This window comes from Streptomyces sp. NPDC055955 (assembly GCF_042270245.1).
Lineage (GTDB): Bacteria > Actinomycetota > Actinomycetes > Streptomycetales > Streptomycetaceae > Streptomyces.
This window is the reverse complement of sequence record NZ_JBHJYS010000001.1, coordinates 636980-661564: the sequence shown is the minus strand read 5'-3', so window position 1 is coordinate 661564 and position 24585 is coordinate 636980. Positions and strand designations below refer to the sequence as shown.

General features: G+C 70.5%; 24 protein-coding genes. 9 read left to right on the top strand and 15 right to left on the bottom strand.

Annotation, left to right across the window (positions count from 1 at the left end):
* Positions 1-56: 56 nt before the first annotated feature.
* Complete coding sequence (locus ACFC96_RS02765) at positions 57-2312, bottom strand: MMPL family transporter (protein ID WP_376609768.1); 2256 nt, start codon at positions 2310-2312, stop codon at positions 57-59.
* 397 nt (positions 2313-2709) lie between these two features.
* On the opposite strand from ACFC96_RS02765, the gene ACFC96_RS02760 reads away from it, so the two are divergent.
* From ACFC96_RS02760 to ACFC96_RS02750, 3 genes are all read left to right on the top strand, one after another.
* The gene (locus ACFC96_RS02760) at positions 2710-3921 is read left to right on the top strand and encodes a S8 family serine peptidase (protein ID WP_376251141.1); all 1212 of its coding nucleotides are present in this window, start codon (positions 2710-2712) and stop codon (positions 3919-3921) included.
* Positions 3922-3993: 72 nt separating this feature from the next.
* On the top strand, positions 3994-4545 hold the full coding sequence (locus tag ACFC96_RS02755) for a DUF1697 domain-containing protein (protein WP_376251142.1): 552 nt from the start codon (positions 3994-3996) through the stop codon (positions 4543-4545).
* Complete coding sequence (locus tag ACFC96_RS02750) at positions 4538-4909, top strand: DUF4440 domain-containing protein (RefSeq protein WP_376251144.1); 372 nt, start codon at positions 4538-4540, stop codon at positions 4907-4909. Before ACFC96_RS02755 ends, ACFC96_RS02750 begins: the two co-directional genes overlap by 8 nt.
* Here the strand turns inward: ACFC96_RS02750 and ACFC96_RS02745 are convergent.
* Complete coding sequence (locus ACFC96_RS02745; RefSeq protein WP_376609766.1) at positions 4896-5078, bottom strand: hypothetical protein; 183 nt, start codon at positions 5076-5078, stop codon at positions 4896-4898. The genes ACFC96_RS02750 and ACFC96_RS02745 overlap by 14 nt on opposite strands.
* Positions 5079-5464: 386 nt before the next feature.
* Between ACFC96_RS02745 and ACFC96_RS02740 the strand changes: the two genes are divergently transcribed.
* Together ACFC96_RS02740 and ACFC96_RS02735 are read left to right on the top strand one after the other, a co-directional pair.
* Entirely contained in the window at positions 5465-6472 is a 1008-nt protein-coding gene (locus tag ACFC96_RS02740; protein WP_376609764.1) for a ketopantoate reductase family protein, read from the top strand.
* A 51-nt stretch (positions 6473-6523) separates the two neighbouring features.
* Positions 6524-7111, top strand: coding sequence for a TIGR03086 family metal-binding protein (locus ACFC96_RS02735; protein WP_376609762.1), 588 nt, complete (start codon positions 6524-6526; stop codon positions 7109-7111).
* A 108-nt stretch (positions 7112-7219) separates the two neighbouring features.
* Here ACFC96_RS02735 and ACFC96_RS02730 read toward each other — a convergent pair whose 3' ends face one another.
* The 12 genes from ACFC96_RS02730 to ACFC96_RS02675 all read right to left on the bottom strand — a co-directional run bounded on the left by ACFC96_RS02730 (position 7220) and on the right by ACFC96_RS02675 (position 17604).
* Positions 7220-7969 (bottom strand): sirohydrochlorin chelatase, encoded by a 750-nt coding sequence (locus tag ACFC96_RS02730; RefSeq protein ID WP_376251152.1) that lies wholly within the window; start codon positions 7967-7969, stop codon positions 7220-7222.
* 7 nt (positions 7970-7976) lie between these two features.
* On the bottom strand, positions 7977-8900 hold the full coding sequence (locus ACFC96_RS02725) for an ABC transporter permease (protein ID WP_376609760.1): 924 nt from the start codon (positions 8898-8900) through the stop codon (positions 7977-7979).
* Positions 8887-9675 carry an ABC transporter ATP-binding protein gene (locus ACFC96_RS02720; RefSeq protein ID WP_376251155.1) on the bottom strand — a complete coding sequence of 263 codons (789 nt, stop codon included), beginning with the start codon at positions 9673-9675 and terminating at the stop codon, positions 8887-8889. The genes ACFC96_RS02725 and ACFC96_RS02720 overlap by 14 nt, the downstream gene beginning before the upstream one ends.
* Positions 9676-9724: 49 nt before the next feature.
* On the bottom strand, positions 9725-10840 hold the full coding sequence (locus ACFC96_RS02715) for an aliphatic sulfonate ABC transporter substrate-binding protein (protein WP_376609759.1): 1116 nt from the start codon (positions 10838-10840) through the stop codon (positions 9725-9727).
* Between the two features lie 230 nt (positions 10841-11070).
* Complete coding sequence (locus ACFC96_RS02710) at positions 11071-12429, bottom strand: sulfate adenylyltransferase subunit 1 (RefSeq protein ID WP_376251158.1); 1359 nt, start codon at positions 12427-12429, stop codon at positions 11071-11073.
* Positions 12430-13368, bottom strand: a complete 939-nt coding sequence (gene cysD / locus ACFC96_RS02705; protein WP_376609757.1) for a sulfate adenylyltransferase subunit CysD — start codon at positions 13366-13368, stop codon at positions 12430-12432.
* Positions 13369-13459: 91 nt separating this feature from the next.
* The gene (gene cysC, locus ACFC96_RS02700) at positions 13460-14026 is read right to left on the bottom strand and encodes an adenylyl-sulfate kinase (protein ID WP_376251161.1); all 567 of its coding nucleotides are present in this window, start codon (positions 14024-14026) and stop codon (positions 13460-13462) included.
* Complete coding sequence (locus ACFC96_RS02695; RefSeq protein WP_376251163.1) at positions 14026-14748, bottom strand: phosphoadenylyl-sulfate reductase; 723 nt, start codon at positions 14746-14748, stop codon at positions 14026-14028. Before ACFC96_RS02695 ends, cysC begins: the two co-directional genes overlap by 1 nt.
* On the bottom strand, positions 14745-14924 hold the full coding sequence (locus tag ACFC96_RS02690) for a hypothetical protein (protein WP_100591340.1): 180 nt from the start codon (positions 14922-14924) through the stop codon (positions 14745-14747). Before ACFC96_RS02690 ends, ACFC96_RS02695 begins: the two co-directional genes overlap by 4 nt.
* Entirely contained in the window at positions 14921-16618 is a 1698-nt protein-coding gene (locus tag ACFC96_RS02685; RefSeq protein ID WP_376609755.1) for a nitrite/sulfite reductase, read from the bottom strand. Before ACFC96_RS02685 ends, ACFC96_RS02690 begins: the two co-directional genes overlap by 4 nt.
* A 118-nt stretch (positions 16619-16736) precedes the next feature.
* Entirely contained in the window at positions 16737-16820 is an 84-nt protein-coding gene (locus tag ACFC96_RS02680) for a putative leader peptide (protein ID WP_323136396.1), read from the bottom strand.
* Positions 16821-17037: 217 nt separating this feature from the next.
* Positions 17038-17604, bottom strand: coding sequence for a GNAT family N-acetyltransferase (locus ACFC96_RS02675; protein WP_376251165.1), 567 nt, complete (start codon positions 17602-17604; stop codon positions 17038-17040).
* 109 nt (positions 17605-17713) lie between these two features.
* On the opposite strand from ACFC96_RS02675, the gene ACFC96_RS02670 reads away from it, so the two are divergent.
* Positions 17714-18769, top strand: coding sequence for a M4 family metallopeptidase (locus ACFC96_RS02670; RefSeq protein ID WP_376251168.1), 1056 nt, complete (start codon positions 17714-17716; stop codon positions 18767-18769).
* A gap of 155 nt (positions 18770-18924) precedes the next feature.
* Positions 18925-20484 (top strand): right-handed parallel beta-helix repeat-containing protein, encoded by a 1560-nt coding sequence (locus ACFC96_RS02665; protein WP_376609753.1) that lies wholly within the window; start codon positions 18925-18927, stop codon positions 20482-20484.
* Positions 20485-20544: 60 nt separating this feature from the next.
* On the opposite strand, the gene ACFC96_RS02660 is transcribed toward ACFC96_RS02665, so the two are convergent.
* Complete coding sequence (locus ACFC96_RS02660) at positions 20545-21741, bottom strand: DUF3472 domain-containing protein (RefSeq protein WP_376609751.1); 1197 nt, start codon at positions 21739-21741, stop codon at positions 20545-20547.
* Positions 21742-22548: 807 nt separating this feature from the next.
* Between ACFC96_RS02660 and ACFC96_RS02655 the strand changes: the two genes are divergently transcribed.
* Both ACFC96_RS02655 and ACFC96_RS02650 read left to right on the top strand, forming a co-directional pair.
* Positions 22549-23598: an ABC transporter permease gene (locus ACFC96_RS02655; RefSeq protein ID WP_376251172.1), complete on the top strand. Its 1050-nt coding sequence runs from the start codon at positions 22549-22551 to the stop codon at positions 23596-23598.
* A gap of 113 nt (positions 23599-23711) precedes the next feature.
* On the top strand, positions 23712-24575 hold the full coding sequence (locus ACFC96_RS02650; protein ID WP_376252086.1) for a carbohydrate ABC transporter permease: 864 nt from the start codon (positions 23712-23714) through the stop codon (positions 24573-24575).
* Positions 24576-24585 lie beyond the last annotated feature (10 nt).

Genomic DNA, 24585 nt, shown 5'->3' with positions numbered 1-24585 from the left:
CCGGACCCCCCGGTCCATGGGGCACCCCCGACGCGTACCTCAGCCGTACGCCGTCGTCACACCCCCACCCTCTCGTCCGCCACGGCCGGCGGCGGGGGAGCGGCCACCTCGTCGTGCGTCAGGTCGGGCAGCCGGTGCAGCCACTTCGGCAGGTACCAGTTCCGCTCGCCGAGCAGCGCCATCACGGCGGGGAGCAGGATGCCGCGGATGACCGTCGCGTCGATGAGCACCGCGGCCGCCAGGCCTACGCCCATCTGCTTGAACGACTGCATGGACAGCGTCCCGAAGATCGCGAAGACGGCCACCATGATGACCGCCGCGCTGGTGACCACACCCGCGGTCGTCACCACGCCGTGTGTGATGGCGTCCTTGTTCGTACGCCCCTGGAGCCGCGCCTCCCGGATCCGCGACACCACGAACACGTGGTAGTCCATCGAGAGCCCGAAGAGGATCACGAAGAGGAACAGCGGCAGCCAGGAGATGATCGCGCCCACGCCCTCCGCGCCGACCAGTGAGGCGCCCCAGCCGTTCTGGAAGACGGCGACCAGAATGCCGTAGGCGGCGCCCACGGACAGCAGGTTGAGAGCGATCGAGGTGATCGCCACCGTCAGTGAGCGGAACGACAGCAGCATCAGCAGGAACGCGAAGACCACGACGAACGCGAACACCGGGACGACCGAGCCGACGATCTGGTCGTTGAAGTCCTTCGATCCCGCGACCTGACCGGTGACGGGCGCCTCGACCCCGTCGACCTTGCCGAGCGTGTCCGGGCGCACCTGGTCCCTGATCAGCGCGAGGCTCTTCTCCGCCCGGTCCTGGTCGGAGCCGCCGACCAGCGGGACGCTGATGAACGCCACGTTCTCGCGGCCGTGCACGGTGAGGGCCACCGGGCCCCGCGAGGCGCCCGAACCGACCGCCGCAGCACGGAAGTCGGCGATCGCGCTCCGCACCTCGGGCGCGTTGATGTCGGCGGCCCTGACGACCACCTCGGCCGGCTCGGAGCCGCCGGGGAACGCGTCGTTGAGCCGGTCGTACGTCGCCACGATCGGCAGCGAGTCGCCGAACTCCTGGTCCAGGGTGAGGTTCTGGGTCTTCATGCCGAGCGCGGGGGCGGTCACCGCGAGCAGCGCGCCGATCGCGACGACCACGGACACGGCTGGCCGGGCGAGGACGACGCGCAGCACCGCCTGCCAGAAACGGCTGCCCTCCGGAGCCCCGTTCCCGCTACGCCGCCTGCCGCGGTTCAGGAACGGCAGCCGCCCCTTCTCCACGCGCTCGCCGAGCAGCGAGAGCAGCGCCGGCAGCACCGTCACGGAGCCCACCATGGCGACCGCCACGACCATCAGCGAGGCGAGGCCCATCGCCTGGAACTCGGCGAGACCCGTGAACAGCATGCCCGCCATCGCCACGCAGACCGTGACACCCGAGACGATGACGGCCCGGCCGCTCGTCGCCGCCGCCACCCGCAGCGCGGTCTGCGGGTCGTGGCCCTTCATCCGCTCCTCGCGCTCGCGCCGCAGATAGAACAGGCAGTAGTCGACGCCGACCGCGAGACCCACCAGCAGCATCACGGAGTTGGCGGTGTCGCTCATCGGCTGGAGGTGACTGACGATGCCCATCAGGCCCATCGTCGCCATGATCGCGGTGACGGCGAGGGCGACCGGGAGAAGGGCGGCGACCAGCGCGCCGAACGCGATGAGCAGGATGCCGAGCGCGACCGGGACCGCCGAGTACTCGGCCCGCTGGAAGTCGTTGCCGAAGGCGTCCTCGAACGTCTTGCCCATGCTCGCGCCGCCGATCTCCTCGATCCGCAGCGAGCCGTGGCTCCGCTGGACCTTCTCGACGGCCTTGAGCACCGGTTCCACGCGGTCGCTCGCCGTGCCGGGGTCGCCGCGCATGTCGAACCGGACGAGCGCGCTGCGGCCGTCCTTGGAGATCGTCTTCGCCTGAGGGTCGTAGGGCGACGTCACGTTCGTGACGGCGCCGGTGCCCTGGACCGCCTTCACGACCTCGTCGACGGCCCGCCGGAAGCCGGCGTCCGTCGCCCGCGCATCGCCGTCCCTGCCCTGGACGAGCACGGTCTCGCCCGCGGGCTCCTCGATACCGGCGTCGTCGATGATGCGCGCCGCCTGTGTGGTCTCGCCCTGGAGCTGATCGCTGTCCGACACGTCGACGCGGCCGGCGGCCGAGCCGATCCCCATGGCCAGGACCACGAACAGCACCCAGATCCCCACGGCAGCCCATCGGTGCCGCACGCTCCAGCCGCCGGCCCGGGCCGCCAGGCCCCGTACCCGCGTGTCTCGGTTCCCCATGACGGGCTGCCCCCTTGTGTGCGGTGACAGCACCGTGCCGTCACCTCCGTATCGAAGGTATGGGCCCGACAAGTGCGTCTCGTCGTGCTGCCCGGTGAGCCTGCGGGGGTCCGGCTCCTCCTTGTGGGCAGGGCGCGCTCCCCATTCGGGAGGACTCAAGTCCCTTACCTCTATCGGGAATTCCCGGAGTCCGAAGTGTCGGTCGAGGCCCGAATTGTTATTACGAAGGCTTGTTGAACAAGTCACAGCTGTATGTAGGTCTTGATCTGCCCGCGTCAATCGGACAGGGTTTCGTGCCAACCCCCGGAGATCTTCCGGAGATTGCCGGGGGATACGTGAGATCCATCAGTGAACCCCCCACAAACCCCCCACAGAAACCACGAGGAGACCCCTCTTCATGGCAACTCACAAGCGTGCCCGCAGCACGATGAAGCTCACCGCGGCGATAGCCACCGCTGCCACTGCGGTCGGAGTGACCGTCTTCGCGGGCTCCCTGGCCGGCGCCTCGACCCCGGCCGAGGGCAAGGTCTACGGGCTCGACGCCAAGGGCGCCGTCTCCGGCAGCTACGTCGTGCTGCTGGACCGGAAGGCGAACACGGACGCCAAGCAGGACCTCGCCAAGGAGTACGGCGGCAAGCTGAAGCGCGCCTACTCCTCCGCCGTCAACGGATTCTCCGTGAACGGTCTCTCGGAGACCGAGGCCAAGCGCCTCGCCGCCGACTCGTCGGTCGCCAAGGTCGTCCAGAACAAGAAGTTCCACATCGACGCGACCCAGGACAACCCGCCGTCGTGGGGCCTCGACCGCATCGACCAGGCGGACACCGCGGGCGACAAGAAGTACACCTACCCGGACAGCGCCGGTGAGGGTGTGACCGCGTACGTCATCGACACCGGCGTCCGCGTCAGCCACAAGGACTTCGGCGGCCGCGCCACCTCCGGCTTCGACGCCATCGACAACGACGACAACGCCGACGACGGCAACGGCCACGGCACACACGTCGCCGGGACCATCGCCGGTGAGGCGCACGGCGTCGCCAAGAAGGCGAAGATCGTCGCCGTCCGCGTCCTCGACAACGAGGGCTCGGGCACCACCGAGCAGGTCGTCGCGGGCATCGACTGGGTCACCAAGAACCACAAGGGCCCGTCCGTCGCCAACATGTCCCTCGGCGGCGGCGCCGACGAGGCGCTCGACGCGGCCGTCCAGAAGGCCATCGCCTCCGGCGTCACCTTCGCGGTCGCCGCGGGCAACGAGTCGGCCGACGCGTCCGGCGGCTCCCCGGCCCGTGTCAAGGAGGCCATCACCGTCGCGTCCTCCACCAAGGACGACGAGCAGTCCGACTTCTCCAACTACGGCTCCGTCGTGGACATCTACGCCCCCGGCTCGGACATCACCTCCGACTGGAACACCGGCGACGACGCCACCAACACCATCTCGGGCACGTCGATGGCGACCCCCCACGTCGTGGGCGCCGCCGCCGTCTACCTGAGCGGTCACCCGGACGCGACCCCCGCGGACGTCTCCAAGGCACTGACCGACGGCGCCACCCCCGACAAGATCTCCAACGCGAGCGAGGGCACGCCGAACAAGCTGCTCAAGATCGTCGAGTAGCACCGGCAGCACCCTGACCGGCGGTCGCCGTGCCCTCCCCCACGGGGCACGGCGGCCGCCTATCGTGTCCCCATGGCGACAAAGGCGTACGCGGCACTGCTCCGCGGCATCAACGTGGGCGGCAGCAAAAAGGTCCCGATGGCGCGGCTTCGCCCTCTGATCGAAGGGCTCGGGCACGGCGACGTACGGACGTATCTCCAAAGCGGCAACGCGACGTTCAGCAGCGACCACGGCGACGAGGAGTCCCTCGCGGCCGAGCTGAGCGCGGCCATCGAGAAGGAGTTCGGCTTCGCCGTGGACGTGATCGTGCGCGACCACGCCTCCCTCGCGTCGGTCGCGGACGCGTGCCCCTTCGACGCCGACTCGCTCGAAGGCAGGCAACTGCACGTCACCTACTTCTCCGGGCCCGTCGACCCCGAGCGGTTCGCCCCCGTCGACCCGGCCGCGTTCGCCCCCGAGGACTTCCGGCTCGGCCCGCGCGAGCTGTACCTCTACGCCCCCGAGGGTCTCGGCCGCTCGAAGCTCGCCACCGTGCTCGCCCGCCCGGCCCTGAACAAGGGCCTCATCGCCACCACCCGCAACTGGAACACCGTCGTCAAGCTCGTGGAGATGACCGGTGCCTGAGCACGACGCCGCCGTCGAAGCCGCCATCGAGGGTGAACTGCGGCTGCTCGACCCGGCCGTACGCCGCTCCCCGGAACTGCTCGGCGCGCTGCTGCACCCCGACTACTTCGAGTTCGGGGCGTCGGGCCGCCACTGGGACCGTACCTCGATCATCGCCGAACTCGCCGCCACGGGGGAGACGGGCGTGCGGCCTCTCACCGTCTCGCGGATGAAGGGCGTGCGGCTCGGCCCCGGCATCGTCCATCTGACCTTCGACACCGACCGCAACGGCGCCTGCGCCCACCGCAGTTCGCTCTGGCGGCAGGGTGTCGAGGGCCTCTGGCTGCTGTACTTCCACCAGGGGACGCCGTTCAGCCGGGAGTGAGCGCGGCGCAAGGACGTCGGTCCGCCGGCTGCGAGCGGGAGTGGCGGCGGGCCCCGACGGCGATGCCCGCGACGACGCAGACCCCGACGGCCCCGGCGACCGCGACCAGGACGTACGGGGGATACAGGGCGTCGCCCGACGGGTACCGCTCACCGCAGAGCCGTACCACGCCGCGGTGGTCGCGGTCGGCCTCCGGACATACCCGGTGCCCGACCCCGGGACTGCCGGGCCCGGGCCCAGCGCTCTCGTGACGGTGTACCGGGGGCACCGGACCTCGTACGCGATCGCCTGCTCGCAGCCGCTCCTGGGCACATGCGCGACGGCGGTGACGACGCCGGTGACGCGGACGGGAGCCGCGTCGATCAGCTCCGCCTGCCGCCACCGACGGGAGACGGAGCAGCCGCCCGCGACCGCCATGAGCAGACAGAGGAGTCCGGCCCCAGAGGGTCAAGCGTGTACGCACGGAGAGCAGGCTCGCAGGCCCCGGTGCGCCGAGCGCGGGAGTTTGCCCGATCATGAATGGCCCCTACAGCCTTCTGTGACAGGCTCCTTGGCATGCGCTACATCATCATCGGAGCAGGAGCGGTCGGCGGCGCCATAGGCGGCCGGCTCGCACAGGCCGGGCACGACGTCGTCCTCGTCGCCCGCGGCAAGCAGTACGAGGCACTGCGGGACCACGGGCTGAGGCTCGTCACCCCCGACGGCCCGCACATCCACCGCCTCCCGGTCGTCGCCGGGCCCGAGGAGCTCGGCGAACTGAGCCCGGACGACGTCCTCGTGCTCGCCGTGAAGACCCAGGACAGCGTCGCGGCGCTCGAAGCGTGGGCCGGACGGCCGGTCGCCGCAGGCGGCACCGCCGCCGAGCGGCTGCCGCTGGTCTGCGCGCAGAACGGAGTGGAGAGCGAGCGCCTCGCGCTGCGGCTCTTTCGGCGCGTGTACGGCATGTGCGTGTGGCTGCCCGCCACGTTCGTCGAGCCCGGCGTCGTGTCCGCCGCGGGCGCCCCGCTCACCGGCATCCTGCACATCGGCCGGTACCCGGGAGGCACCGACGAGACGGCCCGTCGCATCTCCGCCGACCTGGAGAAGTCCTTCTTCGAGGCACCCGTCGTGCCCGACGTGATGCGGTGGAAGTACGCCAAGCTCCTCGGCAACCTGGCCAACGCGATCGAGGCCGTGTCCGGGGTGATCACCAGCGAGGAGGGGCTCGCCCTCCACGGGCGCGCCCGCGCGGAGGGCGAGGCCGTGCTCGGCGCGGCGGGCATCGCGTTCGCGTCCAAGGAGGAGGAGAAGGAGTCGCGCGGCGACAAGATCCGGTTCGAGCCCTTCGACGGCTCGGAACGCAGCGGCGGCTCGTCGTGGCAGTCCCTCAGCCGGGGCACGGGCACCATCGAGTCCGACTACCTCAACGGTGAGATGGGCCTGCTCGGACGGCTGCACGGCGTGCCGACCCCGGTCAACGACGCCCTGCAGTCGGTGGCCGACCGCTTCGCCCGCGAGCGCAGGCCGGCCGGGTCCATGGCGATCGCGGACCTCGTGGCGGAGGCCGACGCGGCGGTGCGGTAGCTGTCGCGTTTCTTCAAGCCGCAGGCGGCCCCCGCGCGAGACGCTCTCCGCATGGAAACCGAGCACACATCCATGGTCGAGTACACGTCGATGAAGGAATGCGCCGCGGAGGCCGCCAGGGTCGCGCGCGGGGTCGACGCGGCCCGCCTGCCCGAGCCCAGCGGGTGCGGCGACTGGGACGTCCGCACCCTCGTCAACCACTGGGTCCTCTACTCCGCGCACGGTCTGGAGCACCGGGCCCTGCGCAAGCAGCTCCCCGACGCACTCACGGCACGCGACTTCACCGCCGACACCGACTGGGCCGAGGCCTACGCGGCGCAGCTCGAACGCGCCGTCGCCGCCTGGTCCGACCCGCGGGTCTGGGAGGGCGAGATCGACCTGGGCTTCGCCAAGTCACCCGCGCCCGAGGTCGCCCGCCTGCTCGTCGCCGAACTGGCCCTCCACGGCTGGGACGTGGCCCACGCCACCGGCCAGACCTTCCGGCTCCCCGACGACGCGGCCCAGCTGCTGCTCGACGTCGTCGAGGCGAACGCGGAGGAGTACCGCCGGTACGACGGCTTCGCCGACGAGGTCCCGGTGCCGGCCGACGCGTCCTTGTTCCATCGGGCGGTCGCGCTGAGCGGGCGGGATCCGCGCTGAAGGGCGACGAGCAGCTGAATGCCCCGGAGGGGCCGGACGCCTCGGAGGAACCGAACGGCTCGGAGCAGGCGGGCTGAGAAGGGGACGGCGGTCTCCTGACGCGTCGCGTCAGGCGCCCACCGCCGCCAACTCCCGTACCGTGGCCGCCTCGTAGCGACGCACGAGCAGCTGTGCCACCTCCGGGGCCGGACCCAGAACGTCCGCGAGGACGTCCGCTTCGCAGGCGCCGCGGGCGATGCGGTCCGGGAGGAAGCCGGGGGCCAGGACGTAGGGGGCGACCGCCACCCGGCGGACGCCCTCGGCGCGCAGCCCAGCCACGGCGTCCTCCGTGCGGGGCAGAGATGCGGAGGCGAACGCAGGTCGCACGGCGCACCAACCGGTGTGCCGCCACTCCCGCGCGATTTCAGCGATCACTGCGATCGCCTCCGGGTCGGTGGAGCCCGCCGAGGCCAGGACGACCCCGGTCGTGGGCTTGTCGGCCGGGGTGAGCCCGGCCTCGTACAGACGGCGTTCGAGCGCCGCCGTCAGGAGCGGCGAGGGGCCGAGCACCTCCGCCTGACGGATCCGCAGCCGGGCCGGGGCCTGCCGCAGCACCGCCGGGATGTCCGCCTTCGCGTGGAACGCACGCGTCAGGAGCAGCGGGAGCGCGACCACGTCACGCACGCCCTGTGCCGCCAGGGACTCCAGGACGCCGCTCACCGACGGGACGTTGAAGTCCAGGAACCCCGTCTCCACGCGCAGCCCCGGCCGCAGCGCCCGTACTTCGCGTACGAGCGCGTGGACCGTCGCGGCATGGCGCGGATCGCGGCTGCCGTGAGCGATCACGAGCAGGACCGGGCGGGCGGGGCGCTGGTGCATGGCGGGGTCAGCTCCTCACCAGGAGGCCGCGGCTGCGCAGGACGCGCCGCTCCAGGGGGCTGAAGATCAGCAGGTCGATGGCGATGCCGACGATCAGGATCAGGAAGATGGCGAGGAACACCATCGACATGGAGCTGGCGTTGCGGCCGTTCTCCAGGAGTTGTCCGAGGCCGATGCCCAGGTCCGGCGACGAGGCGATGATCTCCGCGGCCATCAGCGAGCGCCACGAGAACGCCCAGCCCTGCTTCAGGCCCGCGAGATAACCGGGCAGCGCGGCCGGGAGCACGATGTGCCAGGTGTGCCGCAGGCCCGTCGCGCCGAGGGTGCGGCCCGCCCGCAGGAACAGCGGCGGCACCTGGTCGACGCCCGACACCAGGCCGTTGGCGATCGAGGGGACCGCGCCGAGCAGGATCACGGCGTACATCATCTTGTTGTCGAGGCCCAGCCAGATCACGGCCGGCGGGACCCAGGCGACCGAGGGCAGCGACTGGAGACCGGACAGGATCGGGCCGATCGCGGACCGGACGAACCGGACCCGGGCGACGAGCAGGCCGAGCGGGGTGCCGATCACCAGCGCCAGCAGGAAGCCGAGCAGGCCGCGCGACACACTCGTCCAGATGTAGTCGAGAAGCGTCCCCTGCAGCCACGCGTCGGACACCTCGTGCCACACCGCGGACGGCGAGGGCAGCTTGCTCGGGTCGTCGACGATCTTGAACGACACCAGTCCCTGCCACACCACCAGGACCAGGAGCACGGCCGTCAGTGGCGGCAGCACCTTCTGGACCAGCGTCTGGCGCAGCGGGGTACGGGCGGTGTGCACGGTCTCCAGGGCATCGAGGCCCGCTTCGAGACCGGCCAGGTCCTGTGCGGTGCCCGAGTCCTTGACGGCGCCCGTGTCCTTGCTCGCGGTCGTCGTCTCAGTGCTGGCCATGGCGGCGGATCTCCCCACGCAGTTGTTCGGTGATCTCGACGGACAGTTCCGCCACGGCGGTGTCCTCGATGCGGCGCGGCTGCGGAATGCCGACCCGCCACTCGTGCGCCACCCGGCCCGGCCGCGACGAGAGCAGCACGACCCGCTCGGCGAGTCGCACCGCCTCGCGGACGTTGTGCGTGACGAACAGGACGGAGACGTTCGTCTCACGCCAGATACGGGTCAGCTCGTCGTGCAGCACATCGCGCGTGATGGCGTCGAGCGCGGCGAACGGCTCGTCCATCAGCAGCAGTTGGCTGTCCTGCGCCAGCGCCCGGGCCATCGCCACGCGCTGGCGCATACCGCCGGACAGCTCGTGCACCCGCTTGCCGTACGCGCCGTTCAGCCGGACGAGCTCCAGGAGCTCCTCCGCCCGCGTGCGGCGGTCCGCCTTCGCGACGCCGCGCAGCTTCAGGGCCAGTTCGATGTTCTTGCCCGCGGTCAGCCACGGGAAGAGGGCGTGCTCCTGGAACATCAGGGCCGGCCGGCCCTGTGTGCTGATCTCGCCCGACGAGGGCCGGTCGAGGCCCGCGACCAGGTTGAGCAGCGTCGACTTCCCGCAGCCCGAGGCTCCCAGGAGGGTGACGAACTCGCCCGGAGCGACATCGAGCGTGATGTCGTCCAGGACGAGCTGCTGCCCGGCGGGCGTGGCGAAGGACTTCGAGACGTGCTCGATCCGCGCGGCGTGGCCGGTGGTCTCCGTGCCGTCCACGGCCTTGGCGAGGGTCGTTGCCATGGTCGTCACCTCCTGGGAACTCAAGCGATTACGGGATTGCCTGACGCGGTTACTTGACGCCGAGGCCGGCGTCGGCCACCGCGCTCTTGCCCTCGTCCTCGAGGACCTTGTTCAGCGGCGCGAGGTCGTAGATGCCCTTGAGGTCGGGCTTCTCCAGCAGGCCCGCCTTCACCGCGTGCGCCGCCTCGGAGTCGAGGGTCGAGGCCAGCGGGTCGTCGGTGAACTGGATCGACTTCCACGCCGGGTCGAGCACGTCCGCCGGCAGCGCCTTGCCGGAGTCGGCCGCCAGCTGCTTGTTGGCCGCGGCCTTCGCCTCGTCCGGGTTGGCGTTGATCCACGCGTTCGTCTTCACCGAGCCGCGCAGCACGGCCTCGACGACGTCCGGGTGCTCCTTGAGGAACTTCTGCGACACGATGATGTTCGTGATCACGAACTTCTTGCCGGGCCACAGGTCGGACTCGTCGAGGAGGACCTTGCCGCCTTCGGCCACGAGCTTGGAAGCGGTCGGCTCCGGCACCCAGGCGCCGTCGATGGAGCCGGACTTGTAGGCGTCCGGGGTGATCTTGTTGTCCGTACGGACCACGGAGACGTCGCCCTTGCCGCTGTTGGCGTCGACCTTCCAGCCCTTCTCGGCGATCCAGTTGAGGAACGCGACGTCCTGCGTGTTGCCGAGCTGCGGGGTGGCGATCTTCTTGCCCTTGACGTCGTCCAGGGACTTGATCTTCTTCGGGTTCACCACGAGCTTCACACCGCCGGACGCCGAGCCGCCGATGATGCGCAGGCTCTTGCCCTGGGACTTGGTGAAGCCGTTGATCGACGGCGAGGGGCCGATCCAGCCGATGTCGATGGAGCCGCCGTTGAGCGCCTCGATCTCGGACGGGCCCGCGTTGAAGATCTGGTACTTGGCCTGAGTGCCCTTGAGCTCCTTCTGGAAGAAGCCCTTCTGGTTGCCCACGAGGGCGGTGCCGTGCGTCAGGTTGCCGAAGTAACCGATCTTCACGGTGTCGGCGGAGAGCTTCTTGCCCTTGGCGGCGACGTTCGTCTTGTCGGACGTGTCGTCCTTGGCCGAGGAGCCGTAGCCGCAGGCCGTCGCGGCGAGCGCGAGGAGCGGCAGGGCGGCGACGGCGGCGAGGCCGCGGCGCCAGGAGGCGGAGTTGGCAGGCACGGGAGGTGGTCCTCTCGTTGGCCCGGCGGTCACGCTCTCAGGGCGTGGCCGGGAGATCGGCGGGGTTTCGTCTTCGTACGAACAGGTCGCGGGGGGTGTGGGCGCGCAGGCAGTGCGCGTACGTCATCACGCACATCGCCCGACCCCGCCCTGGCCCGCGCCGAGGGCGCCGCTGCCGACGCGGCCGCCCTCTTTCGCGAACGTCGCATAGATGTCGATGGACGTCATGACTAGAAGTCCCAGCCGTCGTCGTCCGAGGCCTGCGCGGTCTCCTCCGCGTGGGCCGCCTGCGGCTTGCCGCCGAACGCCTCGCCCGCCATGCCCGCGGCGAGCGTCGTGCCGTCGGCCGGGTCGATGAGGAGGAACGAACCGGTGCGGCGCGAGTCGGCGTAGTCGTCGAGCGCGATCGGCTCGGCGGTGCGGATCTTGACGCGGCCGATGTCGTTGGCGACGAGCTGCCCCGGCTCGGGGTGCTGGGACAGGTCGTCCAGGGTCAGCCGCGAGGGGATCTCCTTGACGATCGCCTTGACCGTGCGCGTCGTGTGCTTGAGCAGCACGCGCTGGCCGACGGCGAGAGGCTGGTCGGCCACGTGGCAGACGGTCGCCTCGACGTCCTGCGACGTGGCGGGCGCGTCGCCGCTCGGCACGATCAGGTCGCCGCGCGAGATGTCGATGTCGTCCTCCAGGAGGAGGGTCACCGACTGCGGCGTCCACGCGACGTCGACCGACTTGCCCAGCAGGTCGATCCCGGAGACCTTCGACGTGCGGCCCGAGGGCAGCACCGTGACGGACTCGCCGACACGGAACGTGCCGGCCGCGATCTGGCCCGCGTAACCGCGGTAGTCGGGGTGCTCGGCGGTCTGCGGGCGGATGACGACCTGGACGGGCAGCCGCGCGTGGCAGCTCGTCAGGTCGTGGCTGACCGGGACCGTCTCCAGGTGCTCGAGGACGGTCGGGCCGCCGTACCAGTCCATGTTCGCGGACGGCTCCACGACGTTGTCACCGGCGAGCGCGGAGATCGGGATCGCGGTGATCTCGGGAACGCCCAGGTCGGACGCGTACGCCGTGAACTCCTCGGCGATCCTCGCGAAGACGGGCTCCGCGTAGTCGACGAGGTCCATCTTGTTCACCGCGAGCACGACGTGCGGGACGCGCAGGAGCGCGGCGACGGCGGCGTGCCGGCGGGTCTGCTCGATGACGCCGTTGCGGGCGTCGACGAGGACGACGGCGAGGTCGGCGGTGGATGCGCCGGTGACCATGTTGCGGGTGTACTGCACATGGCCCGGGGTGTCGGCCAGGATGAACCGGCGCCGGGGCGTGGCGAAGTAGCGGTAGGCGACGTCGATGGTGATGCCCTGCTCGCGCTCGGCGCGCAGGCCGTCGGTGAGCAGCGCCAGGTCGGGCGCCTCCTGACCGCGGTTGCGGGACGCGTGCTCGACGGCCTCCAGCTGGTCGGTGAGGACCGACTTGGAGTCGTGCAGCAGGCGGCCCACGAGGGTGGACTTGCCGTCGTCGACGGAACCGGCGGTGGCGAACCGCAGCAGGGTGGTGGCCGACAGGTCGGCCAACTGCTCTGTGGTGGTGCTCATCTAGAAATACCCCTCGCGCTTGCGGTCTTCCATCGCGGCCTCGGACATCTTGTCGTCGGCGCGGGTCGCGCCCCGCTCGGTGAGCCGGGAGGCGGCGATCTCGGCGATCACGGCGTCCAGCGTCGTCGCGTCGGAGTCGACGGCGCCGGTGCACGACATGTCGCCGACCGTGCGGTAGCGCACGAGGCGCTTCTCGACGCTCTCGCCCTCCTTGGGGCCGCCCCACTCACCGGCGGTCAGCCACATGCCGGAGCGCTTGAAGACGTCCCGCTCGTGCGCGAAGTAGATCTGCGGCAGTTCGATGGCCTCGCGGGCGATGTACTGCCACACGTCGAGCTCGGTCCAGTTGGACAGCGGGAAGACGCGTACGTGCTCGCCGGGGGCGTGGCGGCCGTTGTACAGCTGCCACAGCTCGGGGCGCTGGCGGCGGGGGTCCCACTGGGAGAATTCGTCGCGCAGGGAGAACACGCGCTCCTTGGCGCGGGCCTTCTCCTCGTCGCGGCGTCCGCCGCCGAAGACGGCGTCGAAGCGCTCCGCCTGGATCTTCTCCGTCAGGGGCACCGTCTGCAGCGGGTTGCGCGTCCCGTCGGGGCGTTCCTTGAGGGCGCCGCGGTCGATGTACTCCTGCACGGACGCGACGTGCAGCCGCAGTCCGTGCTGGGCCACGACGCGGTCGCGGTAGTCGAGGACCTCGGGGAAGTTGTGCCCGGTGTCGACGTGCAGCAGCGTGAACGGAACCGGTGCCGGCGCGAACGCCTTGAGCGCCAGGTGCAGCATCACGATGGAGTCCTTGCCGCCGGAGAAGAGGATCACCGGCCGCTCGAACTCGCCCGCGACCTCACGGAAGATGTGCACGGCCTCGGATTCGAGGGCGTCCAGGTGCGAGAGCGCGTACGGGCTGTCGGTCGCTTCGCCGGTGGTGGGTGCGACGGTCGTCATGCTGACTCCCTTTCGTTCGCTTCTCCGCCTGCGCGGCGCAGAGGTGCGGGCATCGGCGTCGTCTGTCGCGCACTGGCCGCGCGTGCGTCGCTCACAGGACACCCCGCTCGGTGAGCAGCGCGTGGAGCGCGGCCGCGGACTCCTGCACGGTCTGGGTGTGCGACTCGATGCGCAGGTCGGGCGATTCGGGCGCCTCGTACGGGTCGTCGACCCCGGTCAGCCCGGAGATCTCGCCCGCCGCCTGCTTCGCGTACAGGCCCTTCACGTCGCGCACGGAGCACACCTCGACGGGTGTGGCCACGTGCACCTCCAGGTAGCCGGTGCCGCCGGCCTGGTGGCGCTTGCGCACCGCCTCGCGGCTGTCCGCGAACGGCGCGATCACCGGGACGAGCGCCAACACGCCGTTACGGGCGAGGAGTTCGGCGAGGAAGCCGATGCGCTGCACGTTCGTGTCGCGGTCCGCGCGGCTGAAGCCGAGGCCCGCCGAGAGGAACTCGCGGATCTCGTCGCCGTCGAGCACCTCGACGCGGCGGCCGTCGGCGCGCAACTGCTCGGCGAGCTCGTTGGCGATGGTGGTCTTGCCCGCGCTCGGCAGACCCGTGAGCCAGACAGTGGCTCCGGTCACTTGCTTCTCCAAAGTCTCTGTGGTTCCGGGCATCAGCCGTGGATCCCGCACTCGGTCTTGTTGCGTCCCGCCCAGCGGCCGGCCCGCGCGTCCTCGCCCTCGAGCAGGCGCCGGGTGCAGGGGGCGCAGCCCACCGACCCGTACCCGTCCATGAGCAGGGGGTTGGTCAGCACACCGTGCTCGGCGACGTACGCCTCGACGTCGTCCTGCGTCCAGCGGGCGATCGGCGAGACCTTCACCTTGCGGCGCTTCTCGTCCCAGCCGACGACCGGGGTGTTCGCCCGCGTCGGGGACTCGTCGCGGCGCAGTCCCGTGGCCCACGCCGTGTACGAACTCAGGCCGTCCTCGAGGGGCTTGACCTTCCGCATGGCGCAGCACAGGTCGGGGTCGCGGTCGTGCAGCTTCGGCCCGAACTCGGCGTCCTGCTCGGCGACGGTCTGCCGGGGCGTGAGCGTGATGACGTTGACGTCCATCACGGCCTCGACGGCGTCCCTGGTGCCGATGGTCTCCTCGAAGTGGTAGCCGGTGTCGAGGAAGACGACGTCCACGCCGGGCCGGGCACGCGAGGCGAGATGGGCGACGACCGCGTCCTCCATGGAGGAGGTCACGCAGAAGCGCTTGCCGAACGTGTCGACGGCCCAGGTGAGGATCTCCAGGGCGGACGCGTCCTCCAGGTCGCGCCCGGCCCGCTCCGCGAGTTCCCGCAGGTCGGGCTCGGTCCTGCCGGCGACCTCACTGGCCTGAGTGGTCGTCATATGTCTTCCCCTCCACCGTCGTTGCGCTGAACTCCCCGGGTGAGCAACCCGAGAAACTTCAACTGGAAGGCCCGATTGCACGCCGCGCATTCCCACGCGCCGTGCCCGGTCTCGTTCGGACGCAGATCCTCGTCACCGCAGTAGGGGCAGTAGAAGGGGGCGGCCCGCTCGCTCATGACAGGGCCTCCTCGGAGGCGCGGGCCGTCCAGGTGGCGAAGCGCTCGCCGTCCTCGCGCTCCGCCTGGAAGCGCTTGAGGACCCGCTCGACGTAGTCGGGGAGCTCGGCCGCGGTGACCTTCAGGCCGCGGACCTTGCGGCCGAACCCGGCCTCGAGGCCCAGCGCGCCGCCCAGGTGCACCTGGTAGCCCTCGACCTGGTTGCCGTCCTGGTCGAGCATCAGCTGGCCCTTGAGGCCGATGTCCGCGACCTGGATACGGGCGCAGGCGTTCGGGCAGCCGTTGATGTTGATCGTGAGCGGCTCGTCGAACTCCGGGACGCGGCGCTCCAGTTCGTCGATCAGCGAGGCGCCGCGCGCCTTCGTCTCGACGATCGCGAGCTTGCAGAACTCGATGCCGGTGCAGGCCATGGTGCCGCGCCGGAAGGGGGACGCGTTGACCTTCAGGTCCAGCGCCTCCAGCTCGGCCACCAGCGACTCGACCTGGTCCTCGGCCACGTCGAGCACGATCATCTTCTGCTCGGCGGTGGTGCGCAGCCGGCCGGAGCCGTGGGCGCCCGCGATCTCGGCGATCTTGGTGAGGGTCGTGCCGTCCACGCGGCCGACGCGGGGCGCGAAGCCGATGTAGAAGAGGCCGTCCTTCTGGGGGTGCACGCCGAGGTGGTCGCGCCAGGTGCCGGCGGGCTGCTCGGGCGCGGGGCCGTCGACCAGCTTCCGCTGGAGGTACTCGTCCTCCAGGACCTGGCGGAACTTCTCGGTGCCCCAGTCGGCGAGCAGGAACTTCAGGCGGGCGCGGGTGCGCAGGCGGCGGTAGCCGTAGTCGCGGAAGATGCCGATGACGCCGCCGTACACGTCCGGCACCTCGTCGAGCGGCACCCAGGCGCCGAGGCGCTGGCCCAGCTTGGGGTTGGTGGACAGGCCGCCGCCGACCCAGAGGTCGAAGCCTGGGCCGTGCTCGGGGTGGTTCACGCCGACGAACGCGATGTCGTTGATCTCGTGCGCCACGTCGAGCTGCGGGGAGCCGGAGATCGCGGTCTTGAACTTGCGCGGCAGGTTCGAGAACTCGGGGTTGCCGATGAAGCGCCGCTGGATCTCGTCGATGGCGGGCGTGCCGTCGATGATCTCGTCGGCGGCGACGCCGGCGACGGGCGAGCCGAGGATGACGCGGGGCGTGTCACCGCAGGCCTCGGTGGTGGAGAGCCCGACCGCTTCGAGGCGCCGCCAGATCTCCGGCACGTCCTCGATGCGGATCCAGTGGTACTGGATGTTCTGCCGGTCGGTGATGTCGGCGGTCCCGCGGGCGAACTCCTGCGAGATCTCGCCGATGACGCGCAGCTGTTCGGTGGTCAGTCGGCCGCCGTCGATGCGGACGCGGAGCATGAAGTACTCGTCGTCCAGCTCCTCAGGCTCCAGGATCGCGGTCTTGCCGCCGTCGATCCCGGGCTTGCGCTGGGTGTAGAGCCCCCACCAGCGCATGCGGCCCCTGAGGTCGTTGGGGTCGATGGAGTCGAAGCCGCGCTTCGAGTAGATCGTCTCAATGCGTGTCCGCACATTGAGACCGTCGTCGTCCTTCTTGAACTGCTCGTTGCCGTTGAGCGGCGTGAAGTGACCCACGGCCCACTGGCCCTCGCCGCGGTGACGGCTCACCTTGCGGCGCGGCGCGGCGGTCGTGGGCTTTTCAGGGGTGGCAGCCATGGGTGTACGTCCTTCAGGCGGGCGGAGGCTCTGACAGCTTTGACCAGCACACTTCGCGCGAGGGCGCGGCGGTGCGCACGGTGCTGTACGGGGAGAAAGTGCGGCGGTGCTGGTGGAGTCAGCTCACCGGACACATGGCGCTGGACATGCGGCAGAGATCGACGTGCCGCCGACTCACCAAGGCAATTCCAGCTCGATCCATGACGGAAGCGTGTCATGGGACTTTCGGCCCAGTCCACCACTGTCCAGAAGGTGGACAAGACTGTCTCGCATCGCGGACAGGTGTGTCGCGCGTCACTGGACGGGACGGAAAGGGGCCTCGGAGAAGGGGAGCGTACGGGGAGGGGAGAGTGCGGGAAGGGGCGCCGCGGTGTTCCGCGGCGCCCCTTCCCGTTCCTGTCCCACTCGCGCGTCCCCGGCTACGCCCCGGGCCACGGCCCCGGCGTCGCCACCTCGGGCTCCTCCTCGACTTTCGTGTCGAAGAGGCGGAACCCGCGCCGCTCGTAGTTGGCCATCGCGTGCTCACCGTCCTTGCTGCACGTGTGCAGCCAGACCCGCTTCGTCGGCGTGCGGTCCGGCCAGCGCTCGGCCAGGTCCCAGGCGCGGGCCACTCCGTAGGAGAGGAGGTGACCGCCGATGCGGCGGCCCCGGAAAGCGGGGATCAGGCCGAAGTAGACGACCTCGACGACACCGTCGTCCTGCGCCTCCAGCTCGACGTAACCGGCCGGGGTCCCCTTCTCGTACGCCACCCATGTCTCGGTGCCCGGACGCTCCAGGACCTCCTGCCAGCGCGCGTACGTCCAGCTCAGCCGGTCGGTCCAGAGGATGTCGCCCCCGACGGACGCGTACAGGAAACGGCTGAACTCCGGCGAGGGCACCTCGGCGCGGACGACACGGAGGTCGCCGCCCTCGGGCGCGGCGGCCGGCCGGAGGTCGGAGGGAGCGGTCTGCTCCAGGGACCAGGTGGTCACAGCGATGTTGCTCATGCGGGTCAGGCAATCACGGGGCCCGCACCCTGGCCAAAGCGGTCCGCGATACGGGAAGATCCGCCCGCGCCATGCCGCCCCCCGCGCACGACGTATCCGGAGGATGTTCATGCCCCGCACGACAGCTCGCCGCACACCCCGCGGCCTCCTCGCCACGGCCATCGCCACCGTGGCCCTCGCGACCCTCGCCGCCCCGGCCTCCGCCACGGCCGGTGCACAGGCCGCGGACCCGCAAGGCCGGATCTTCATGGTCAACCCCGTCCAGTCGTCCGGCGACCAGACCCTCACCGACGCGAAGGACTCCGCGACCGCGGTGCCCGCCTCCGCCTACACCCTCGCCGCCCTGCGCAACCTCGATGCGAGCGGCGGCCTCTCCGGCAAGTGGGTCTCGGTGAGATCGAACACCGGCGGCGCCGCCTCTGTCGCCGACGCAGGTGCGTATGACCGCAAGGACGACCAGTTCGAGCAGGTCATGGCCTACTTCTGGGTCAACGAGGCACAGGAGTACCTCCAGAGCCTCGGCTTCGGCAGCGAACTGCCCGGGGCCAACGACCGGCAACAGCCGGTCCGTATCGACCAGTGGGGCGCCGACAACTCCTTCTTCACCGACAAGAAGGCCGAGATCCGCTTCGGCAAGGGCGGCGTCGACGACGCTGAGGACGCCGAGGTCATCGTCCACGAGTACGGTCACGCCGTGCACAACGCCCAGGTCCCCGGGTTCGGCACGTCCGAGGAGGCCGGCGCCATCGGGGAGGCGTGGGGCGACTACCTGGCGGCGTCCGTCGGCTCCTACGCGGACGCCAAGTACGGCTGGCCGCGCAAGACCGACCTCGCCTGTGTCGGAGACTGGGACTCGGTCTCGTACACGGCCACCGCCCCGCACTGTCTGCGCCGCCTCGACACCGGCAAGACGTACGCCGACAAGGTGGGGGAGGTGCACGCGGACGGTGAGATCTGGTCCCAGGCGCTGTTCGACATCAGGTCCGCGCTCGGCGCACGCACGGCCGACCGCGTCATCGTCGACGCGCAGTTCGGCTTCGCCCCCGACACCAGCTTCACGGACGCGGCTCTGAAGACCGTGGCGACCGCGCAGAAGATGTACGGAAAGAGTGCCGCGGACGCCGTGCGCAAGGCGTTCCAGGCCCGGGGCATCCCCGGGGTGTGAGTTCGCGCGGGGACCGGAGGGTGCGGACCGGCGGATGTCCACGAACCCCCTCCGTAAGTCCATGGAGTCGCGCCCTGGCGGGCGGCACGCTCTGAGCCGTCCCGCCGGGAGACCCCATCCCCTCCGGCATCCGCAACCACTCACGGAGATACGTCATGAGACGCAGCCGCGTCAGTACCGCGCTCGTCGCCTTCTGCGCCGCCGCGACCGCCGGCGTCACGGCCCTCGCGGCCGCCCCCGCCGCCACGGCCGCCTCCCCTTTCAAGGCGCGCACCCACTACGTCGACTGCCGGCCCGGAACCGGCCCGCAGAAGGGCACGCGGGCGGCGCCGTGGCGCACGCTCGCCGCCGTCGACGCCCAGCGCCTCGGCCCCGGTGACCAGGTGCTCCTCAAGCGCGGCACCCGCTGCACGGGCACCCTCGCCCCGAACGGCGCGGGCGCCCCCGGCAGCCCCGTCCGCATCGCCCCGTACGGCAGCGGAGCGAAGCCGGTGATCGACGGTGCGGGCGCGCCCGACGCCGTCCTCCTGCGCAACACGCAGTGGATCGAGGTCTCCGACCTGGAGATCACCAACGCGGCGAACCCGGGCACCAAGCGCCGCGGCGTGCGTGTCGTCCTCAGCGACTACGGCACCGGCCGGCACTACCGCCTCACCGGGCTCGACATCCACGACATCCGCGGCGACGACACCAAGGACAACGACGGCTCCGCGGGCATCCTCTTCTCCGTCACGGGGTCGGAGAAGGAGACGCGCTACGACGACGTACGCGTCGAGAACAACACCCTCAGGACCGTCGACCGCGAGGGCATCTTCTTCGCCTCCAGCTGGAACCAGCGGCCCGCCATCAGCGGCTACGACCCGAACGGCCCGCACTGGGTCCCGTCCACCGGCGTCGTCGTGCGCGGCAACACCCTCGACGACCTCGGCGGGGACGGCATCGTCATGACCGCCACCAGGAACGCCCTGGTCGAGCACAACATCCTGCACGGCTTCCAGCGGCGCTCCGCCGGATACAACGCGGGCATGTGGCCGTGGAACGCGGACGGCACCGTGTTCCAGTACAACGAGACGTCCGGCGGCGAGACGACCCGCGACGGCATGGCGTACGACGTCGACGAGGGCTCCTTCGGGACCGTCTTCCAGTACAACTACAGCCACGACAACGCGGGCGGCTTCTTCCTCGTCTGCAGCGCCGACGGCACCCTCGGCGACGCCGTGATCCGCTTCAACATCAGCCAGAACGACCACTTCAGAGGCATCGAGACCTGCCGCGGCTCGTTCTCCGGGGTCCGCTTCCTGCACAACACGATCTACGTCGGTGACGGCGTCGGCCAGACCGTCGTCAACGAGAACACCACCAGCCGGCACGAGATCGCCTTCGACGACAACATCGTGGTGAAGGAAGGAACCGGCACGGCGGCCTTCACGCTGCGCTCCGGCGGCGTCACCGCGTCCCACAACGTCCTGTACGGGATCGGGGCGACGCCACCCAACCCCGGCGGCACCACCGCCGACCCGCTGCTGGCCCGTCCGGGCACGGCCACGGGCCGCGGCGATGCCGGGGCCGCCTACGCCCTGCGTGCCGGATCGCCCGCACTCGGCGCGGGGGCGCCGCTCGCGGACGCGGGCACCCGCGACTACGCGGGCAACCCGGTGGTGCCGGGAGCGGCGCCCAACATCGGCGCGTGGAACGGGAGTTCGTCCGACCGGTGAGGACCGGCGGGGCGCCCCGATCCTGGTCGGGGCGTCCGACGGGGCGTCCGACGGGGCGTCCTACGGGGCGCCGACCGGCACCGGCGCGTTCCAGCCCTGCGTGTCCGGTCCGGCCGGCGCGAGCTTCACGCCGGAGCCCGCGTGGGCGAGGGAGCGCCCGGTCGCCCGGTTCACCAGGGTCTTCCTGCCCGGGTCGTACGTCCACAGCTTGGCCGGGTCGGTGACCTGGCCGCCGGTGGCGATGTCGCCCGCGCAGTCGGCGATGCGCACGCTCTTCTTGTCGCTCGCGGTCAGGCAGTAGTTCGACGGCAGTCGGACGGTGCCGTCGGCCGCGAGGACCCAGGACTGCTCGAAGGCGCCGGGGCCGTTGTCCTTGCACGCGGCGAGCGTGAGCTCCGCGCCGTCCTCGGTGGCGCCGCTCGGGGCGAGGCACTTGTCGCCGGGCGCGGAGATCTCGGCGCGCTTCGAATTGCCCAGCGCCAGACGCTGATCGGTGCTTCCGTCGGGACGCGCGTCCACGGCGGCGGCGCACGGCGGGTTGCTCTTCGTCTTGGTCACAGAGCTGACGGCCGCGCCGGCGCCGACGGCGGTGCCGGTGGGCAGGCCGAAGTGGGCGTCCGAGTACGGCTGGTCGTAACAGGTGGCCCGTGGGTCGTTCCACTCGAAGTACTCGACCCAGTCGATCAGGCCCGTGGACTTGATGGCGGTGGCCGGCGTCTGCACGCTGCCGAGCTTGAACGACTCGCCCGTGGTCTTGTCGTGGATGGTGGCGCCGAACCAGCCGTCGCCCTCGTACGCGACCGTGGAGGTGTAGGTGTGCCCCTCCTCCCAGTCGTGGTTCATGCGACAGCTGGAGCCCTCGCCCTCGCCGCCGAACTGGAGGCAGTAGCTCCCCTCCGAGCCGGGCTTGCGCTCGAAGCTGTCCCACACCGAGAACAGGAACGTCGGCTTGTCGCCGCCGTTGCGCTGCATCCCGATGTAGGCGCCGTTGCCGACGTTGAAACCGAACTGGTGGCTCCAGAAGGTGTTCGCGTTGTAGCCGGGGTCCTTCTCGACCGTCGTGGACCAGGTGACCTCGCTGAGCCCGTCGGCCGCCGACGGGAACGAGTAGTAGGTGTACGTCCCCGGGGTCGTGCCGATGGCGTCGTCCGCGCTGGCCGCGGGGGCCAGGGCCAGGCCGGCTCCGGCGGCGAGGCCGAGCGCCGCGAAGAGCGGCACGGACCGCCGCTTGAGGGAACGGGTGAAGCGTCCAGTCATCGAAAACCCTGCCTGTGATGGAGGTGGATGCGTGAAGGGAGTGCGTCGGGCTGCGCTGCGCGCGATGTCTTTGCGCGAAGGTGATTGAAAGCGCTGAACTTAGAGCATGATCGCGCGCGCCGGGCACATCCTGCGCCATCGGGCGGCGCGGGGCAAGAGGGTGCGCGCCGGGCCGTCGCCGTGCCGCGAGCACCCCGATCGCGGCCTCACGGGTGCGCCGGATGTCGTCCTCCTCGAGTGCGGGGAGGGTGAGACGGCGGGCGAGGCCGTACGTCGACGTGGACGCCCCGCGCTGTCCGATTCCTTCGGGCGGCGTGTGAAGTCGGTGTCGAGCCGGAACGGCTCGGTGCCGCGCGCGGCTGGTGACCTTGAAGGCCCGGCCCGGCGCGCGACATCTCGACGCCGGGCGGATCTGGGGAGACCGGCGTGTGCGCGGCCGGTGACCGTCGGTGCCGTCTTGGGGTCCGCTTCGTACGCCTTGCCGTCGAGCGTGACCTCGGTGACCGGGCTCGTGCCGCCGGGCCCTACGAAGCAATTTCCACCAAAGTCCCCACGCCGGCGGTCGGTGGCCTGAATGCGGAACGTCGGCTTCGCCCAGGTCGGGGGCGGTGCGTGCGGCTGAGGTGACCGTGTGCGTTGCCTGCGCGTTTCATGCGTGAAGCTGCAAGATCTAAATAGTTACCAATCAAGTCTTGTCATCTGTTGGCGGGCTGACGCAAGATTCCGGTACCTCGCGCGCCGGGCCGCAGCCCCCGCGAGGGCCCTGTGAAACCAACCCTCGCCCGCCACTCGACGCAGGAGGTGAATGTGTCGGCCGCTGCGTCCGCATCGCCCACGCCCACATCGCACAACCCCCCCGACCTACCGCACGAGGCACCCGGAACGTCGGGCAGGAAGAAGGCGTCCGGCACGAAGGGGACACCGGGCAGGAAGGGGCGCAAGCCCGCCGACCGGCGCAGCCTGCGCGAGCGTCTGAGGCAGGACCGCACCCTGCTCCTGCTGTGCGTGCCGGGCATCCTCTACTTCGCGGTGTTCTTCTACCTCCCGCTCGCGGGCAACAGCATCGCCTTCCAGGACTACCAGCCCTACCTCGGCTTCAAGGGAAGCCCGCTGGTCGGCTGGGACAACTTCAGGGCCCTGCTCGAACAGCCGGAGTTCTGGACGGCCGTCTGGAACACGCTGAAGATCAGCGCCGTCCAGCTGATCCTCTACTTCCCCGCGCCGATCGCCCTCGCGCTCTTCCTGAACTCGCTGATCAGCAACAAGACCCGCCGCCTCATGCAGACGGTCGTCTACCTGCCGCACTTCCTGTCGTGGGTCGTCGTCGTCGGCATGTTCCAGCAGGTCTTCGGCGGCGCGGGCACGGTCACCAGCTATCTGAACGACCACGGCGTGCACGTCGGCAACATCATGAACAACCCCGACACGTTCATCTACCTGATCACCTCCCAGAGCGTCTGGAAGGACGCCGGCTGGGGAGCGATCATCTTCCTCGCCGCGATGGCGTCCATCGACACCTCGCTCTACGAGTCGGCGGCGATGGACGGAGCGGGCTGGCTGCGCCGCATGTGGCACATCACGCTGCCCGGCATCAGGCCCGTGATGATCATGCTGCTCATCCTGCGCCTCGGCGACATCCTTTCGGTCGGCTTCGAGCAGATCCTCCTCCAGCGCGACAACGTCGGCCGGGACGCCTCCGAAGTCCTCGACACCTACGTCTACTTCCACGGCGTCGTCGACGGCGACTGGGGCATGTCCACCGCCGCCGGCCTGATGAAGGGCGTCATCGGCTTCGTGATGATCGTCCTCGCCAACAAGTTCGCGCACCGCCTCGGCGAGCAGGGGGTCTACCAGTGAGCACCGCGCCCATCTCCACCACCCTGCGGCCCGAGAGCCAGGAGAGCGGGGAGAGCCGACAAGGCCGCACCGGCAGCAGGAAGCGCCGGGGCTCCGCCGAGCGCCCCGCCTGGATGGAACAGCCCAACCCGGCGGCTCAGACGCTGAAGTTCATCGTGATCGTCGCGATGATCGTGGCGGTCGGCTACCCGTTCCTGCTCGCCATCGGCACCAGCCTCTCCTCCAAGGCCGAACTCGCCGCGAACGGCGGCTACGTGCTGTTCCCGTCGCACCCCACGCTCGAGGCGTACCGGGTGGTCCTGTCCGGCGGTGTCATCACCCGCGCCGCCATCGTGAGCATCGGTGTCACGGTCGTCGGCACGGCGCTCAGCCTGCTCTGCACGATCGCGCTCGCCTACGGCCTCTCCCGGCCGCGGACCTTCGCGGGCAAGCCGCTGCTCCTGATCGTCGTCGGCACGTTCCTCTTCACGCCGGGCATCATCCCCAACTACCTGGTGGTCCAGGAGCTGGGCCTGCTCGACACCTACGGGGCGATGATCGCGCCGATCCTGCTCAACGCGTTCAACATCATCGTGGTCCGGGCCTTCTTCCAGGGGATTCCCGACGAGCTGCACGAGGCGGCCCGCCTCGACGGCGCCGGTGAACTCACCATCCTGTGCCGGATCGTGCTCCCCCTGTCGAAGGCCGTCATCGCCGTGGTCGGCATGTTCTACGCGGTGACGTACTGGAACAGCTTCTTCAACGCGATGCTCTACATCAACGACCCGGACAAGCTGCCGCTCCAGGTGGTGCTGCGCAGCTACGTCCTCCAGGGCGACACCTTCAACGCGAAGGCGCTCGGCGTGAGCGTGCTGCCCGCCAGCACCGCTCTGTCGATGGCCGTGCTCATCCTCGCGGTCCTGCCGATCATCGCGGTCTACCCGTTCCTCCAGAAGTACTTCGTCAAGGGCGTTCTCACCGGCGCCATCAAGGCCTGAGCCACCACCC